At 62.3% G+C, this 16,398-nt stretch carries 17 protein-coding genes and 1 tRNA gene; 8 read left to right on the top strand and 10 right to left on the bottom strand.

Translation table 11 applies throughout. The features are described 5' to 3' along the window. Positions 1-51 precede the first annotated feature (51 nt). Entirely contained in the window at positions 52-1,635 is a 1,584-nt protein-coding gene (locus B8784_RS04230; protein WP_143435277.1) for a hypothetical protein, read from the top strand. A 91-nt stretch (positions 1,636-1,726) separates the two neighbouring features. Then, a complete protein-coding gene (locus B8784_RS04225) occupies positions 1,727-2,554 on the top strand; it encodes a TIGR00282 family metallophosphoesterase (RefSeq protein ID WP_084396364.1) in 828 nt (275 codons plus the stop codon). Here B8784_RS04225 and B8784_RS04220 read toward each other — a convergent pair. Continuing rightward, entirely contained in the window at positions 2,551-3,381 is an 831-nt protein-coding gene (locus B8784_RS04220; RefSeq protein ID WP_158085568.1) for an EAL domain-containing protein, read from the bottom strand. The genes B8784_RS04225 and B8784_RS04220 overlap by 4 nt on opposite strands. A gap of 155 nt (positions 3,382-3,536) precedes the next feature. On the opposite strand from B8784_RS04220, the gene B8784_RS04215 reads away from it, so the two are divergent. Both B8784_RS04215 and msrA read left to right on the top strand, forming a co-directional pair. Continuing rightward, the gene (locus B8784_RS04215; RefSeq protein WP_084396362.1) at positions 3,537-4,289 is read left to right on the top strand and encodes a YebC/PmpR family DNA-binding transcriptional regulator; all 753 of its coding nucleotides are present in this window, start codon (positions 3,537-3,539) and stop codon (positions 4,287-4,289) included. Between the two features lie 140 nt (positions 4,290-4,429). Then, positions 4,430-5,086, top strand: a complete 657-nt coding sequence (msrA, locus tag B8784_RS04210; protein WP_084396361.1) for a peptide-methionine (S)-S-oxide reductase MsrA — start codon at positions 4,430-4,432, stop codon at positions 5,084-5,086. A gap of 81 nt (positions 5,087-5,167) precedes the next feature. Here the strand turns inward: msrA and B8784_RS04205 are convergent, their stop codons facing one another. From B8784_RS04205 to B8784_RS04195, 3 genes are all read right to left on the bottom strand, one after another. After that, a complete protein-coding gene (locus B8784_RS04205; protein ID WP_084396360.1) occupies positions 5,168-5,962 on the bottom strand; it encodes a LolA family protein in 795 nt (264 codons plus the stop codon). A 155-nt stretch (positions 5,963-6,117) separates the two neighbouring features. Then, a complete protein-coding gene (locus B8784_RS04200) occupies positions 6,118-8,511 on the bottom strand; it encodes a DNA translocase FtsK (protein WP_084396359.1) in 2,394 nt (797 codons plus the stop codon). A 175-nt stretch (positions 8,512-8,686) separates the two neighbouring features. Then, positions 8,687-10,027 (bottom strand): ammonium transporter family protein, encoded by a 1,341-nt coding sequence (locus tag B8784_RS04195; RefSeq protein WP_084396358.1) that lies wholly within the window; start codon positions 10,025-10,027, stop codon positions 8,687-8,689. A 188-nt stretch (positions 10,028-10,215) separates the two neighbouring features. On the opposite strand from B8784_RS04195, the gene B8784_RS04190 reads away from it, so the two are divergent. After that, positions 10,216-11,442 carry an FAD-dependent oxidoreductase gene (locus tag B8784_RS04190; protein WP_084396357.1) on the top strand — a complete coding sequence of 409 codons (1,227 nt, stop codon included), beginning with the start codon at positions 10,216-10,218 and terminating at the stop codon, positions 11,440-11,442. Between the two features lie 6 nt (positions 11,443-11,448). Here the strand turns inward: B8784_RS04190 and B8784_RS04185 are convergent, their stop codons facing one another. The 6 genes from B8784_RS04185 to B8784_RS04160 form a co-directional block, all read right to left on the bottom strand. Continuing rightward, positions 11,449-11,850: a hypothetical protein gene (locus B8784_RS04185; protein WP_084396356.1), complete on the bottom strand. Its 402-nt coding sequence runs from the start codon at positions 11,848-11,850 to the stop codon at positions 11,449-11,451. 25 nt (positions 11,851-11,875) lie between these two features. Continuing rightward, the gene (locus B8784_RS04180) at positions 11,876-12,184 is read right to left on the bottom strand and encodes a gamma-butyrobetaine hydroxylase-like domain-containing protein (RefSeq protein WP_084396355.1); all 309 of its coding nucleotides are present in this window, start codon (positions 12,182-12,184) and stop codon (positions 11,876-11,878) included. Between the two features lie 3 nt (positions 12,185-12,187). Next, positions 12,188-12,406 carry a Trm112 family protein gene (locus B8784_RS04175; RefSeq protein WP_084396354.1) on the bottom strand — a complete coding sequence of 73 codons (219 nt, stop codon included), beginning with the start codon at positions 12,404-12,406 and terminating at the stop codon, positions 12,188-12,190. After that, positions 12,403-13,053 carry an LON peptidase substrate-binding domain-containing protein gene (locus B8784_RS04170; RefSeq protein ID WP_084396353.1) on the bottom strand — a complete coding sequence of 217 codons (651 nt, stop codon included), beginning with the start codon at positions 13,051-13,053 and terminating at the stop codon, positions 12,403-12,405. The genes B8784_RS04175 and B8784_RS04170 overlap by 4 nt, the downstream gene beginning before the upstream one ends. A 64-nt stretch (positions 13,054-13,117) precedes the next feature. Further along, entirely contained in the window at positions 13,118-14,026 is a 909-nt protein-coding gene (gene trxA / locus B8784_RS04165; protein WP_084396352.1) for a thioredoxin, read from the bottom strand. A gap of 80 nt (positions 14,027-14,106) precedes the next feature. Continuing rightward, complete coding sequence (locus tag B8784_RS04160) at positions 14,107-14,613, bottom strand: prolyl-tRNA synthetase associated domain-containing protein (protein WP_084396351.1); 507 nt, start codon at positions 14,611-14,613, stop codon at positions 14,107-14,109. Positions 14,614-14,664: 51 nt separating this feature from the next. Here B8784_RS04160 and B8784_RS04155 point away from each other — a divergent pair, with 51 nt between their 5' ends. The 3 genes from B8784_RS04155 to B8784_RS04145 all read left to right on the top strand — a co-directional run bounded on the left by B8784_RS04155 (position 14,665) and on the right by B8784_RS04145 (position 16,381). Next, entirely contained in the window at positions 14,665-15,399 is a 735-nt protein-coding gene (locus B8784_RS04155) for a DUF6065 family protein (RefSeq protein ID WP_084396350.1), read from the top strand. A 118-nt stretch (positions 15,400-15,517) separates the two neighbouring features. After that, positions 15,518-15,592: transfer RNA gene (locus tag B8784_RS04150), tRNA-Gly, on the top strand. A gap of 87 nt (positions 15,593-15,679) precedes the next feature. Further along, the gene (locus tag B8784_RS04145) at positions 15,680-16,381 is read left to right on the top strand and encodes a metallophosphoesterase family protein (RefSeq protein ID WP_084396349.1); all 702 of its coding nucleotides are present in this window, start codon (positions 15,680-15,682) and stop codon (positions 16,379-16,381) included. The last annotated feature ends 17 nt before the right edge of the window (positions 16,382-16,398 follow it).

The following is a 16,398-nucleotide window of genomic DNA, read 5'->3' as shown; positions in this document are numbered from 1 at the left end:
CACGGCGCGTTCGAATCTAGCCTTTAGAGACAGTGTAGGGGAACCCAATTCATGAGATATCTACTTTGTGGCGTCGCTGCCGTTGCCATGCTTTCGGCCTGCGGCAAGAGCTCGACGGAGCCGGCAGACCAGCCGCTCGACGAAATCACACTGCGCGACGGGGACCCGGCCGAGGCTGATGCCGTCATCGCCGCCATGTCGCTGACCAATTCCGGCGACGGCCTCGTGGAATACGGCGAAAAGTCGATGGACGGGGCGAAAGCCACGTTCTCGGACGTCACCATTGCCAGTGATGACGGTGGTTCGGTCAAGGCCGGCACGCTGGTCTTCGAAGGCCTCGACATGGTCGAGGACAAGGCCTCCTTCTCCAAGCTGAGCCTTAACGACATTTCCATCGAAGACGAAGAGCTGGAAGACGGCAGCGTCAAGGTCGCCAGCATCGAGGTGCTGAATCCCACGCCTGAACTCGCCGCCTGGCTCGCTTCCTCGCTTGGTCAGGCCGACCCGGCCCCCTTCCCGTCACCCGAGCAGATCGGCTTTGCCGCCTGGTCGATCAATGATGTGACCGCGAACTTCTCCGATTCCGATGGCGACGGCACGTTCAGCCTCGCCAATTTCGAAGTCCGCGACCTGACCGATCAGAAGGCCAAGCGCGCCATGCTGAGCGGGCTCAAATTCGACTTTGTCGAAGCGCAGGACGACATCCCGGTGAAGGTCAATCTCGACTCCCTGTCGGTGTCCGGTCTGGACCTCTCCATCCTCGAAGCCGTCCAGCAGAATATGGACGATGAGGAAGCCATGGGTCAGGCGATCATCAACAAGATCTACGATGAGCCGATGGACCCGGGCTATGACAGCATTTCCATGGATACGTTCTCCGTGGATGCCGCTGGCGCAAGCTTCAAGATGCCGTCTTTCGACGCGACCATCACACGCAATGATGATGGCCAGCCGGTGAAATACGTCACCAAGCCGTTCACCATGACGCTGGATGCCGATCCGGATGGCGGCGAAGCCGGCGCCGGCCTCGCCCAGGCCCTCAGCATGGTCAACTATGAGAAGGTCGAGATGAAAGGCGCCGGGTCGGCTGAGTACGATCCGGAAGAAGACATCGTCTCGATGGATGCCAAGGACAATTATTTCGAGCTGGTCGACGGCGCGAAATTCTCCTTCGGCACCAAGCTCAAAGGCTATTCGGCCTACAGCAAGCAAGCGGCAGAGGCCTTCGACATCGAAGCCATGGAAGCCGGCGAAGAGCCGGACCCGATGGCGTTTCAGAATGCTCTGGGCGAACTCACGCTCTATGACTTCGAGCTGGCGATCGAGGATGACAGCCTCATGAACCGGATCTTCAGTGCAGCCGCCGCGCAATCCGGGCAGGATCCCGAACAGATGCGCAACCAGATGGCCCAGATGGCCCAGATGGCCCCGATGATGGCCCAGGGCTCCGGCGTCGACATGGAGCTTGTCAGCGAGCTGTCGTCGGCGGTGTCCGCCTTCATTACCGATCCTGGCACGCTGACGATCAAGCTTGCTCCGGAAGAGCCGATCTCGGTCGCCACGCTGGAAAGCATGGAAGATCCGAGCATGCTCACCAAGGAGTATCTCGGCTTCTCGGCAAGCCACAAGAAATAGCCCTTGCACGCACCTTTTATCGGGGCGCGCCGGTCGGACTGACTGGCGCGCCTTTTCTTTTGAAGCCTTCAAGCGCATATCAGCAGGCGCTATGAAACTTGCCTATTTCGGAGATGTCGTCGGCAAACCCGGCCGAGCGGCCGTTGTCGACCACCTGCCCGGCCTTCGCCGGCAGCTTGAACTCGACTTCGTTGTCGTGAACGGGGAAAACGCCGCGGGCGGCTTCGGCCTGACCGAGGCGATCGCGAACGATTTCTTCCAGGCCGGCGCCGACTGCCTGACGCTTGGCGACCATGCCTGGGACCAACGCGAAGCCCTGACCTTCATCGAACGCGAACCGCGCCTTCTGCGCCCCTTGAATTATCCCGAAGCCGCCGGTGCGCCCGGCAAGGGCGCGCATGTCTTCGTGCTGCAGGACGGCCGGCGGGTCGGCGTCATGCAGCTGCAGGGCAATGTCTTCATGCGCCAGCAGCTGGAAAACGCCTTCAATCATGCCGATGCCGCGCTTGATTCCATGCCGCTGGGTCTGGCCGTCGATGCGCTGATCGTGGACATGCACTGCGAGGCCACCAGCGAGAAAATGGCGATGGGCCATTATTGCGATGGCCGCGCCAGCCTCGTCGTCGGAAGCCACACCCACGTGCCCACCGCTGACCTGATGATCCTGGAAAACGGCACGGCCTATCAGACCGATGCCGGTATGTGCGGAGACTATGACAGCGTCATCGGCATGAAAAAGGAAAACTCGATCGCCCGGTTTTCCACCCAGCTGCCCGGCGAACGCTACAGCCCGGCGCTCGGCGAGGGGACGCTGTGCGGGGTCTTCGTGGAAACCGATGACTCGACGGGGTTTGCGAAACGCGTCGAGCCGATCCGCATTGGCGGGCGTCTCGCGGAATCCGTTCCCGCAGCGGGCTAGGCGCTCTGCCTGACAGGGACACGGGTCGCCGGCATGGCGACTTTCCGGGCCTGTGTGGCCTGGTTCATATGCGTGGCCTTGCCGAACAGCCAGCCTTGGATGAGCGAGCCGGCGCACTCGCGTGCCCAGTGCAGCTCACGCGGGGTCTCGACGCCCTCGAACAGGAGGTGCGCGCCCGTTTCGTGCAGCTTCAGGATGATCTGGTGGGCAAACTGGCGGGTGTCCTCGCCTTCCATCATCTTGCGAAACCAGCCCGCATCCACCTTGATGATGTCGGGCTTCAACTCATTCACGCGCATCAGGTCGGAGCTGCCGACGCCGAAATCGTCAATGGCGATGCCGAAGCCCAGGCTGCGCAGCTTCTCGACCACAGCCGAAAGCGCTTCCTTGTCGCCATCCTCCTGTTCGGTGATCTCGAAGACGACCTTCGACAGAGACAGGCCCTGGGCCTCAACCTGTTCGGCATAGGCATCGAGGCCGCGGATCATCTGATCGGTAAAGCGGCAGGAGCCGGGATTGAGATTGACGAAGAGATTCGTATTGCCGAGCTGCCAGGCGGCGGTGTTGGCAATATGGAGACAGAGACAGGCCCAGTCCGCCACAAACCGGTCGCGCGCCGAGAGCCGGGAAAAGAAGTCCAGCGGCTCGATCGACTTGCCCTTGTAGAGCGGCCGGGCCAGCGCCTCGACGCCATAGAGCATGCCGGCATTGTTATTGATGGCATAGATGGGCTGGAAGGCCGAGTGGATCTCGAAGAGATCGAAATCGAAGGCGCGATGGCCGCCGTCAAACTCGAAGATCCGGTCGGTCAGGCGTTTCAGATTCATGGCCCACATCCTCCATAGCCTCGCGTTAAGATATGGGCCCTTCGCGTTAACATCTTCCTTGCGGAATCTGTAAGTCTGCATCGATATCTTTTAAATCTTCCAAGGGTCGGCTAGATCGGCCCTGTAAACCTGTAACGCTCCCGGGAGATATAACCATGGCTGGGCATTCCAAATGGGCCAATATCCAGCACCGCAAGGGCGCCCAGGACAAGAAGCGCGCGGCCCTGTTTGCGCGCCTGTCCAAGGAAATCACGATTGCGTCCAAACTCGGCGGTCCCGATCCTGACGCCAATCCGCGCCTCAGGCTCGCCATCAACAATGCGCGCGGCCAGTCCATGCCCAAGGACAATATCAAGCGTGCGGTCGACAAGGGCCAGGGCGGCAATGCCGAGGAATATTTCGAGCTGCGCTATGAAGGCTTCGGCCCCGGCGGCGTCGGCATCATCGTCGAGGCCTCGACCGACAACAAGAACCGGGCCGCCAGCGAAGTCCGCTCCGCCTTCTCCAAGAATGGCGGCAATCTCGGTGAGACGGGCTCGGTGTCCTTCGGCTTCGAACAGGTCGGAGAGATCGAGTATCCGCCGGAAGCCGGCGACGAGATGGACGTCATGGAAGCCGCCATCGAGGCCGGCGCCACCGATGTCGAAAGCGACGAGACCGGCCACTGGATCTTTACCGAGCGGGAAGACCTGATGGACGTCGCCTCCACGCTGGAAGGCAAGTTCGGCGAGGTCGAGGCGAAATCGACCAAGCTCATCTGGAAACCGCAGAACACTGTCCCGATCGAGGGCGACCATGCGGACACGCTGATGAAGCTGCTCGATGTGCTCGACGAGCTGGATGATGTTCAGAACGTCTACGACAATTCCGAATTGTCGGATGCTGAGGTTGAACGCCTCTCCAGCTAGGCGAATAGCGCGACGATCCGTCTATTGGCATGGACCATGCCAGTGGTACACCATTTCGTGAGATATGCGTTTGGGGCCTCCCAATTCAGGGGCTGCGCCCCATATCCGCGCCAACATCACGACCGGACCACGGGCGAAAAATGAAAAAATCACAAGCCAGCTATATCGCCATCATCGCCGGCGTCATTGCGGCTGCCACGGGATTCGTCTGGAGTGCCGTGGCCGACCAGAGCCGGGATGACGCGCCCTCCGAAGCCGCCCGGCTGGAGACCGTTATTCTCGCAGGCGGCTGCTTCTGGTGTGTCGAAGCCGATTTCGACAAGGTTGAAGGCGTCGTCTCGACCATCTCCGGCTATAGCGGCGGCGATGTCGATAACCCGACCTACAAGCAGGTCACTGGCGGCTCGACCGGCCATTATGAGGCGGTGAAGATCAGCTACGATCCGGCAAGGGTCTCCTATGAAGAGCTGGTCCACCACTTCTTCCGCACCATCGACCCGACCGATCCGATGGGCCAGTTCTGCGACAAGGGCTCAAGCTATCGCACAGCCGTCTTCGTCGACAGCGCGGAAGAGCGCGACATCGTCGAGACTGAAATCAGCGACATCGAAGACTCCGGCGTGCTGCCGGGGCGTGTCGTCACCAAGGTCCTGGACGAAACCCAGTTCTGGCCGGCCGAGGACTATCACCAGAACTATTACCGCACGAACCCGGTGAAATACCGCTTCTACCGCAGGGGCTGCGGGCGCGACGAGAAGCTCGAGAAGCTCTGGGGCGACCAGTCCGCCGGCCATTGAAGCCTTGCCCGAACAGCACACAAGAAAACCCCCGCAAGATCGCTCGCGGGGGTTTTTTGATGGCAGCGAAAGGTAAGCGCCCTAGCGCTCGTCCTCTTCATCGTCGGCCGGATCTTCCAGGATGAAGAGCCTTGGGTCGACTTTCACATTGGTCTTCACATCATTCAGCGCGACCAGTGTCGTCTGGCGATTGGCATCCACCGCGCGCCAGCTGAGCAGGTCATAGGTCGAGCGGTCGAAATAGAGCGTCAGCTCACCTTCGGCCTCGCCCGAGCGGTCTTCCAGGGTAATGGCCACCTCGCCATTGCCCCTGCGCACATCCGTCACCCGCGCCTCCGTCTCGAAGCTGAGCTCATCGTCCAGGATCAGCCCCAGCGGGGTGGAGGCAAGCGGGACGCGGTCGACCGTTTCCAGCTCGCTGTCTTCCATCGCCACCGTCGTGCCATCGGAGACGATCAGCACCGGGGTCGGCTCGTCATAATCGAACCGCATGCGGCCCGGGCGGCGCAGGGCAAAGTCACCCTTCGTCACGCTGCCATCGGGGGCGACCTGCGTGAAACGGCCCTTTGCCGTCTTCGCGCTGGCCAGCGCATCGGCTGCCGATTTCAGGATGGCGCGGCGCTCTGTCGCCGAAACCGCATCGGTTTCCGCGGCCGTGGCCTGATCGACGGGCGCCTCTTCAGCGGGCGCGGCCGTCTCGACCGGCGGGGCCTGAATCTCGGGCTCGGCCTCCACATCCTGAGCGGTACCAGCGGCCTGGGCCGTCTGGATGATCGGCGCAGACGCCGGCATTACCCAGGCCGGTTCGGCCTGGAAGGCAAGCGGGGCGCCGCCCATCACGATGAGGGCGGAGAGGGGATGAAGCAGTGACGTCATGATGACCTCCTGTATGGACCCGAAGAGATAATCAAAGCACCGCAGGGAAAACAGGGCTGAAAAAAGGTATTTCCGCCCATTTTCGTTGTTTCGCGTTCAGCCGGCTGCAGAAAAAAGCCTTTTATGAACAGAGGCTAAAGACGCCGCCCCGCCCATCATTCAGACGGTTCGTTGCGCGCCAGGATCTCACGCTTGCCGGCATGGTTGGGCGCGGAGATGACGCCCTCTTCCTCAAGCCGCTCGATCAGCGTCGCCGCCTTGTTGTAGCCGACCTTCAGACGGCGCTGCAGATAGGAGGTCGAGGCCCGCTTGTCGCGCAGCACAATGGCCATGGCCTGGGAATAGAGATCGTCATCGCCCCCGCCGCCATCGACGCCGAGCATCGCATCCATGATCGCGCTGCCCGTGCCGCCTTCTTCAGGCTCCTCGAGGATCTCGGCATTATAATCCGGCTCGCCCTGCTCCTTCAGCCAGTTCACGACAGTCTCGACTTCCTCGTCGGAAACGAAGGGGCCATGCAGGCGCTTCGTCTTCACGCCGGCGGCCTGATAGAGCAAATCGCCCATGCCGAGCAGCTGTTCGGCGCCCTGCTCGCCCAGAATGGTGCGCGAGTCGATCTTGGTCGTCACCATATAGGAGATCCGGGTCGGGAAGTTCGCCTTGATCGTGCCGGTGATGACGTCCACCGACGGGCGCTGGGTGGCTGTGATCAGGTGAATACCGGCGGCCCGCGCCATCTGTGCCAGGCGCTGGATGCAGCCTTCGATCTCTTTGCCCGCCACCATCATCAGGTCGGCCATCTCGTCGATCACGACGACAATGTTCGGGACATGATCAAGCGGCAGGATCTCCGTCTCATGGATCGGCTTGCCACGCTCGTCATAGCCGGTCTGCACCTTGCGGGTCAGCTGTTCGCCCTTGGCACGATACTTCGCAGCCTTCTCGTTGAACCCTGCCAAATTACGCACGCCGGCTTTCGACATCAGCTCGTAGCGGCTTTCCATCTCGCGCACCGCCCATTGCAGCGCGTTCACCGCCTTCTTTGGGTCGGTGACGACCGGCGCGAGCAGGTGCGGGATGCCTTCATAAATGGAGAGTTCCAGCATCTTCGGGTCGATCATGATGAAGCGGCACTGTTCCGGGGTGAGCCGGTAGATCAGCGACAGGATCATCGCGTTCACCCCGACCGACTTACCCGAGCCCGTTGTCCCCGCAATCAGCAGGTGAGGCATCTTGGAGAGGTCAACCACGGTGGGCGTGCCCCCAATATCCTCACCAAGCGCCATCGGCAGCGGGGCCTTCGCACCAGTATAGGCCGTCGATGACAGTAGCGAACGGAAATAGACGGTCTCACGCTCATCGTTGGGCAGCTCGATCCCGATCGCATTCTTGCCCGGGATCACGGCCACACGGGCCGAAACAGCGCTCATCGAACGGGCAATGTCATCGGCAAGCGAGATCACGCGGGCCGACTTCACGCCGGCGGCGGGTTCCAGCTCGAACAGGGTGACGACGGGGCCGGGACGAACTTCCTTGATCCGTCCGCGCACGCCAAATTCACGCAGCACTTCGGCAAGCCGGTTCGCATGTGCCAGCAGGCGGTCCTCGTCGATGGCGCCGCGGCGTTCCGGCGGCACCTGAAGGAGATCCAGCGAGGGCAGGATTTTCTGGCCGCGCTTGGCCTTCTTGCGGATATTGGGACGGCTCGGCTCGGACGCGGGTGTCTTTGCCGGCGTCAGCTTCGGACGCGTGACAGCCGCAGGCAGGTCCTCTTCCTCGTCGCCGGCGTCATCGTCGGTCTCGACCACTTCAGGCTCAGGCTCGGGCTGGCGCCGCGGGGCGACGGCCGTGGGTTCTTCCTCGTCCTGACGGCCGGGCGTCTCCGGATCCTGGTGACGCTTGCGGAAAAGACCGCCGAACATGCGCGTGCCAAGGCCACCGGCCCCGGCAGCCATGCGGCGGCTGGAGCTGGCGGCGGCGGTCTGGAGCAGGCGCGCATCGCCGCGCCGGAAGCCAAGCGCACTGAAGGCCAGCACCAGGGCGATCGCCCCCAGGCAGAGGCCCGCAAGGATATTCGGAACCGGAAGGAGCAGCGCCTTGAAAGGCACGACCGCCAAGCCGAAGATCCAGTCCCCGACAACGCCGCCAAGACCGGCCCAGAAAGGCCAGGAGGCCGGTACCGGGAAGGTGGCGAGGGTAGCCGACAGGACAGGAATGAAGAAAATGCCATAGCCCCAGCGGCGGATGCGCGGGGCGCCGATCAGGACGGCACGCATGGCGCCGCCCACCATAAGCGCGAGGCCCGCCATCCAGGCGGCAAAGCCGAAGCTCTGAAGGGCAAGGTCCGCCACGATCGCGCCTGCCCCGCCGAAGAGGTTCTGTACGGCCATGCCGGTGGCGGCATTCCAGCTTGGATCGGTCGCTTCATAGGATCCGACGCTGCCGCAGACGAAGACGCCGAGCGCGAAGGCCGCCGTGCCTGTCAGGATCCGCCAGACCGGGTCTGAGACATCCCTCATATGCTGCGCTTCTGCAATCGTATTGGCCATTCTACTCACCATCATCGGGATAGGATTTTCCGGTAAATTGCCCGGATCGCCTTAACACCGCGCAAACGCGGCGAGGATGTGGCTGTAATGGTCACAAAAAAATCCCCGGCCAGTTGCCTGGCCGGGGAAGTCTGGGAGGAAACGCTTCCCGAGAGAAAGCGAACCTGTGGAGGCGTTATCCGAATTCCGGATAGGCCTCGAGACCAACTTCGGACTTGTCCATGCCGGCGAGTTCTTCTTCCTCGCTCGGGCGGATGCCGAGTGTTGCTTTCAGGGCGAACCAGATGATCGCCGATGCAATGCTGACAAAGATGCCGCAAGCGAGCACACCGATGAACTGGCCGAGATAGCTAGGCGTGCCACCTTCGAGATCGATGCCGAAGCCACCGCCATGCGACAGCGGAACGATCATTGTGCCCCAGATACCGCAGACGAGGTGGGCCGGGATGGCGCCGACGACGTCGTCGATCTTGAACTTGTCGAGCAGCGGAACCGTCAGCACGACGAGCACACCACCGATCGCACCGATCAGGATGGACAGGCCCATGGACGGCATCAGCGGCTCAGCCGTGATGGAAACGAGACCGCCGATCGCGCCGTTGAAGGCCATCGTGGCGTCCACCTTGCCCTTGTAGAGCACGGCCGTGAGGATCATCGCGGCGATCACACCACCACAGGCAGCCATGTTCGTGTTCGCAAAGATTTGGGCCACGGCATTGATGTCGCCAAAGGTGCCGGCAGCAAGCTGCGAGGCGCCGTTGAAGCCGAACCAGCCGAACCACAGGATGAAGGTACCCAGTGCAGCCAGCGGAATGTTCGAACCCGGCATCGGGTGAACCTCACCATTCACGAACTTGCCGGCACGCGGACCGATGATGATGGCACCGACGAGGGCCGCCCAGCCACCGGTGGAGTGGACCAGCGTCGAACCAGCAAAGTCGGAGAATGCGAATTGTGCGTCGAGCGCACCGCCGCCCCATTCCCAGGAAACAACCGCCGGATAGATGATCGCCGTCAGGACAGCAGTAAAGATCAGGAACGGCCAAAGCTTGATGCGCTCGGCAACCGTACCGGAAACGATAGAGGCCGCGGTGGCCACGAACACCATCTGGAAGAACCAGTCAGACGCCGACGCATAGCCGGTGGCCAGGTCTTCAGACGGCGACCAGATGCCGAAATTGATCGGGAACCAGGCCGCAATCGTCGCGTCGCCCGGATAGGCGAGGTTGTAACCGGTCAGCCAGAACATGATCCCGGCGACCGAAAACAGCGCCACGTTCTTCATGGACTGCATGGCCGCATTCTTCTTGCGCACGAGCCCCGCCTCGAGCATGCAGAAACCGGCCGCCATGAACATGACGATCAGGCCGCCGATCAGGAACAGATAACTATTGTCGACATAGGCGCTCACTTCGGATGCAGACGGTGCATCCTGCGCAGCGGCTCCCAATGCCCCCAAGGCTGCGAGCGGCAACAACGCCGCGCCCCGCAAGGTGCCTTTAACCAAACTACTCATGCCCTTCTCCCAATTGGTTGGTATGACGGCCTCAGCTAAAAGGAGGCGCCCGGGAAACGGCCAGAGACATTAAGCTTGAGTTAGGGTGCGTCCGGCTGAGTGATCAAAAATCGAGCAGACTGCGACCCAATCGCCCGTTTCGGCGTCAGCACTGGACCGGATTGTTCAGGCCTTTTACAAGCAGTCATATGGCCCAGCGGGAAAGCGAGATCGTCATTGTCGGGGCAGGTCCGACCGGAGCTTCGCTGGCCCTTGCGCTGGCGCAGGCAGGCTTTGAGACCGTGCTTCTGGACGCCCGTGACCTGACCGCAACCCCCCCGCAGGACACACGAAATTTCGCAATTGTTACAGGCAGTTGGCGCTTGCTCGACGCAGTCGGCATCACCCCTGCCCTCGAGGGTGAGACGCAACCCCTGCACGGGCTTGAAGCCGTCGATGGCGGCACCCACTGGTTCGGGGCTCCGCGCGTGCTTTTCGGGGATGAAGACGTGCCGGAGCGCGGCGAAGGCGAGACGCTCGGCCACATGGTGGAGGCGCCAAAACTTCAGGCAGCCCTCGATTCCGCCATAAAGGCAACCGGCAAGCTGACCCATCTCTCCCCGGTGCGGTTTGCCGGGTATGAGACACAGCCCGGTAAAGTCATCGTCCGGCTCGAGGATGGCGAGACCATCTCGGCCAGGCTGCTCATCGGCGCCGACGGGGTTAACTCTCCCGTCAGGACCGCCGCCGGCATTCCGACCGAGGGGCGCGATTACGGCAAGTCGGTCTTTGCCGCCAATGTCACCCTGTCGCAGCCGCATGGCGGGGTTGCCCGGCAGCTGTTTACGCCGGAGGGGCCGTTCGCGACCCTGCCGCTCAAGGGCGATCGCGCCAATCTCGCCTGGTACATGAAACGCGGCGCGCCCGAGGCGATGGCCAAGCTTCCGGCCGAAGAGGTCGAAGCCGAACTCAACCACCGTTTCGCGCACTTCGCCGGCGAGATGAAGATTGACGGGCCTATGGGCTCCTACCCCCTGATCCTCAAGATTGCCGAGCGGCTGATCGATGATCGGGTCGCGCTGGTTGGCGACGCGGTCCGCCGGATCAATCCGCTGGCCGGTCAGGGGCTCAATCAGGGCTTCCGTGATGTGGGCGCGCTTTACGACGCCATCATCGAGGCCGACCGCGCCGGGCTCGACATCGGCTCGCCCCAGACGCTGAGCGCCTATCAGGTGTCGCGGCGGTTTGGCGCCAACAGTGCGGCCCTGGCCATGGACGGTATCGACCGGCTCTTCTCGAATGATGCGGCCCTGACCAAGCCCGTACGCGGGCTCGGCCTCATGCTCGCCGACAGGATCCCACCGGTGCGGCGTGCGCTTGCCGGCGTGGCCAGTGCTTCGGGTCATGGCCTGCCCAGCCTGATGCAGCCGCGCTAAAAGCGCCTATCCCCAGAGATAGACGCTCAGCAGGAGCAATAGCGGCAGGACCGACAGGCCGAACGTGTTTCGGGCGAAGACGAACTTGTCGATCCATGCATCCAGGCGGGCATTACCGCTGCTCCGCGTCTTCGTGACCATCTCGACATTGTCGCCTTTGATCTCGGTATCGTCACTGACGATATACCCGGTCAGCGAACCCGCCACGGCAAGGCAGCCGAAATAGAAGACCGCGCTCCAGGCAATGGCACCGAACGCGAAGGCCATTACGGCCCAGCCGATCTGGACGCCCCGAAACTGGCCGAGCTGCCAGAAGGCAAACAGTAAGACGAGCCCACCGGCGAGAACAGAGAGCCCCATGACGATCCGGAGCTTGCCGAAGTCGACCTCCGCAGCGTCCCCGATCATGGCTCCCCCTGTCTAAACCCGGCTGTCAGGCAGCGGTCTCTCCCAGCTCGCGCAGCAGCTTCCAGGTATAAAGCCCGCTTGAATGCCCATCGGAAAAATGGATGCGAACCGCGTAACGCCCGACCGGGTCAGCCTTGACGACCTGGATATCCTCCGGGACCGGCGGCTGCGGCGGGCGGGGCCCCGCCCCGTGGCCGCGCACTTCTGCCGAAGGGCTTTCCTCGCGCAGGCGACGGAAGGGAATATCGAACCGGGCATCATCCTCGAAGCTGACCCGCAGGACGCGGTTCGAGCGCTGGAACTTCAGTTCGGTGGGCCAGGGCATGACGGTCATGGTCTAGGCTCCGTCAAGCGAGCGGGCCTCGCTTTCCAGCATGATCGGCAGGCCGTCGCGGATCGGATAGGCAAGCTTCGCCTTCTTCGAGACAAGCTCCTGTCGTTCCCGGTCATAGCTGAGCGGTGTGCGCGTGACCGGGCAGATCAGCAATTCCAGCAGGCGTGGATCTGTCTTGCCTCCGGTGTCCGGGTCTGTCGGCGAGGTGTCGGTATCAGTCATTGCAAGGTCGATGAATCATCCCCGGAGATATCCATGTCAAGCAGGGCGATAAGCGCGTCGCACCGCCCGCATATGTCAGGCGCCTCGAGCAGGGCCTGTTTTTCCATGGGCGAGAAGGGGCAGCCGGCAGATAGCGCATTCACGAGCGTCTCCAGCGGCGCAGACTCCACAGCCTCCCAGTCGACCTCCATGGCATTCATGGAGACATATTTCTTCAACGCATCGGCCAGATGTGTCCTGTCCGGCAGGCAGGACGTATCCGGCGCCGCCAGGTCCTGGCTGAACGGGGCCCACTCAGGCTTGACCTGCCGGTAAGGCGTCTGGACATCCAGCTCCTGCGAAATATTGAACCGGCAGATGCCCGACAGATTGATCAGATAGCGCCCGTCCTCGGTCTCCGAGTAGGACGTGATCCGGCCTGCACAGCCGACCCCGGCGAGGCCGGGCGTCTGTTTGGTGCCGCCGACAGGCTGGACCATGCCGATCATCCGGCTACCCGACATGGCGTCATCGATCATGTTCAGGTAGCGCGGCTCGAAGATGTTGAGCGGCAGCGACCAGCGCGGAAACAGGAGAGCGCCGCTCAGTGGAAAAACGGCGATCGTGTCCGGTAATTCGGACACCTTCCTGTAGCCATGTCTGGTCATTGGGATTGGTCCTCTCGGCGCCCCTGATACTCAACATGGCCCGCTGGCCTGTAATGTCGAGGGGTCAGGCAAACATCAGCGAGGACAAACGCCTCCGGCCCTCAATCGTTGCAGGGTCTTTCGGCCCGGCCGCCTCGAACAGTTCGAGCAGTTTCGCCTTCGCCTTGCCTTCTTCCCACTCAAGGTCGTCAGCCAGGATCTTGAGCAGGTGATCGGCGGCTTCCTTGTTCTTGCCGCGCGCCATTAGCGCCTCGGCGAGCTCGAAGCGCAACGCATGGTTGCCACGATCCGCCGTCACCTTGTCGATCAGGGCATCCAGCTCATCATCCTTGGGCGCATCGGCCATCAGGTCGATCGCGGTGCGCACACCCTTGATCGCCGGATCGGACTGCTTGTCAGGCCCGGCCATATCGAGGATCTGCGAGGCGCGCTCGACATCGCCATTGCCGAGATAGCAGCGCGCCAACCCTGCAATCGCATCGATATTCTCCGGGTCCGCCTCGACGACAGCACCGTAGATCTGCGCGGCCTGGGCGTGATCGCCGGCCTTCAGAAGCTCGCCGGCGCGCTCGACGGCCTGCTTGATCTGCTGGCCCTGATCGGTGCCGCCCATGATCTTGGAGACGAATTCGCGCAGCTGGCCTTCCGGCAGCGCGCCCTGGAAGGCATCGACGGGCTGGCCCTTGTCGAAGGCGAAGACGGCCGGGATGGAGCGCACGCCGAGCTGGCCGGCAATGCCGGGGTTCTCGTCGATATTGACCTTGACCAGTTTCACCTTGCCCTGCTGGTCGTTCACGACCTTTTCCAGCACCGGGCCGAGAGACTTGCACGGCCCGCACCAGGGGGCCCAGAAGTCCACCAGCACCGGGGTCTCCTTGGAGGCCTCCACGACATCGGTCATGAAGGTCTGGTCGGTGCCATCCTTGATATTGTTACCGGCTGCGCCTGCGGCGCCGAGCGAAAGATCTGACATGGGTCGCGCCTCGTATTCTTTGGTCCTGCGCCTATTTGGGCGGTCAGGGCGTTTCTTACAATCCGTAGGCCGCCATAACGTCAGCCCGTGACGAGGCTTTCAAAATTGACCTCGGTCAGCTCATGACCGGTCAGGCCCACGAATTTGCGGAAATCATCCCGGGAAATCGCCGTCGTGGCGGTGTTTACCAGCGGGTGGAAATTGAGCGGATCGTGCGCTATCAGGGCGGCATCCACGATGAAGCGCACCCGGCCCTCGGTGTCGTTCATCAGCGCGAAGGCGGTAACGGATCCGGGCGTGACGCCCAGGCACTCCTCCATCAGCTCCGCACTGGCGAAGGACAGCCGACGGGTGCCGATCAGCTTGTGCAGCTGGTTCAGCTTCAGCTGGCTGTCGGCATGCGCGGAGATCAGGACGATCGTGTCGTCCTTGTCCTTCATGAACAGGTTCTTGGTGTGCCCGCCCGGCATTTTTGCCTTCAGATCGCGGCCTTCCTCGACCGTGAACGTGGCATCGTGCCAGTGGGTCTCGTGGGCCAGTCCATGCTCATCGAGAAAGGCGAACAGGTCGTCAGGGCTTGCAGGCATGGCATTCTTTCAGGCAATCAGGAGCCGACCGTCAAGCAGGGACCGCAAGAAATGCAGCTTGAATGCTACAAGATCTGGAGTATCGCACCGGAAATCGTGCCGGGCCGCTCGCAACGCGACTGGATGGATGCCTTCCCGGACCGCCACCCCTATCGCTGTCTGCCGCTGACCATGGCGAACTCGACCGGCTGGGAAATCCTCTGCCCGATTGACCTCAAGATCGTCTGGGACGGCGGCCCGATGGAGCACAATATCAAGCTGTTCAGCTCCGCCGGACAGCGCCATGTCGCCTCCTTCGCCGACAGCCACTTCCGGCGCGGCATTGTCACCATGCACACCGGCCACCTGTTCCGCACGCCGCCCGGCTGGGGGCTCTGGGTATCAGGGCCGCCGAACGAGCCGAAGGACGGCATCGCGCCCCTGACGGGCCTGGTCGAGACAGACTGGCTGCCTTTCCCCTTCACCATGAACTGGCAGATGACGCGGCCCGGCGAGGTCACCTTCAAGCAGGGCGAGCCCTTCTGCTTCATCATGCCCTTCGAGCACGGCAAGACCGAACAGATCCAGCCCGAGCGCAAGATGCTCACCTCGAACGAGGATCTCTTCCATGATTACAAGGCCTGGCAGGAAAGCCGCGGCGACTTCAATGCAAAGCTGAAGGCGATGGATTCCGAGACCGTGAAGGCCGGCTGGCAGCGCCATTACATGAAGGGCCAGAAGGTCACCGGCGACAAGGCAGACGCCCACAAGACCAAGCGTCGGCTGAAGCCGCCAATCGATGTTTGAGGCCGTCTGCAGGCGATTACACATTCTGTCTGTGAATCCCCCTTGCAAGGCCCGTCGTTTTGCGCTTAAAGCCGCGGTCTCGCTGGTTGGTTCTCCAACCGGTTACCCCTTATCGGATGCGGGCGTAGCTCAGGGGTAGAGCACAACCTTGCCAAGGTTGGGGTCGTGAGTTCGAATCTCATCGCCCGCTCCAATTTTCTTCACACACTGCAGTGACCGGCGTGCGCGCGCCTTGCGCCTATACGGGCAACGGCACATCTGTGAGGCGCAAGGAGCTGTCATGACTGAACCTGTCACCTACGCGATTGGAGATGTTCACGGCGAGGCCGCCCGCCTGAAGGCGCTGCATGCGGCGATTTTCGCCCAGCATGAGAAGCGCCATGCGGGCGCGCCGCTCCGTCTCGTGCACCTCGGCGATTATGTCGACCGCGGGCCGGACAGTTATGAGGTAATCAAGACCCTTCAGGCGCTGGAAGACCGCGACGATCTCGATGTCATCAATCTGCGCGGCAATCACGAGCAGATGATGATCGACGCCTATGAGGAAGACTCCGACAGCCGGCTCCACTGGCTGATGAATGGCGGCGATGCGACCATCGCGAGCTATGCCAAGCACGGCTATGAGGACCCGCCCCAGGACGATCTGGCCTGGCTGAAGGCCCTGCCGACGCTGCATCTCGACAAGGCGGAGAAAACCGCCTTCGTCCACGCTGGTGTCGACCCGCGCACCTTCCCGAACTGCGATGAGCGCATCCATCTCTGGACCCGCTCACCGCGCTTCTTCAATCCGAACCAATGGGACATTGGCGAACTGGAAGGCTGGCGCGTCGTACATGGCCACACCCCGACCGACGATTTCGAGCCACAGCTCGCCGGCACGCCCGTGCGCCGCTTCAATCTCGACACCGGCGCGGTCTATGGCGGCAAGCTGACGGCGGCCATCTTCGCGCATGACGAACCGGTCGAATTCATCTCCATTTGACCTGCACTCTTGCTAGT

It is taken from the genome of Henriciella aquimarina (genome assembly GCF_002088975.1).
Lineage (GTDB): Bacteria > Pseudomonadota > Alphaproteobacteria > Caulobacterales > Hyphomonadaceae > Henriciella > Henriciella aquimarina.
Note: the sequence above shows the minus strand (reverse complement) of the source record. Positions and strands in the feature narration are given on the sequence as shown.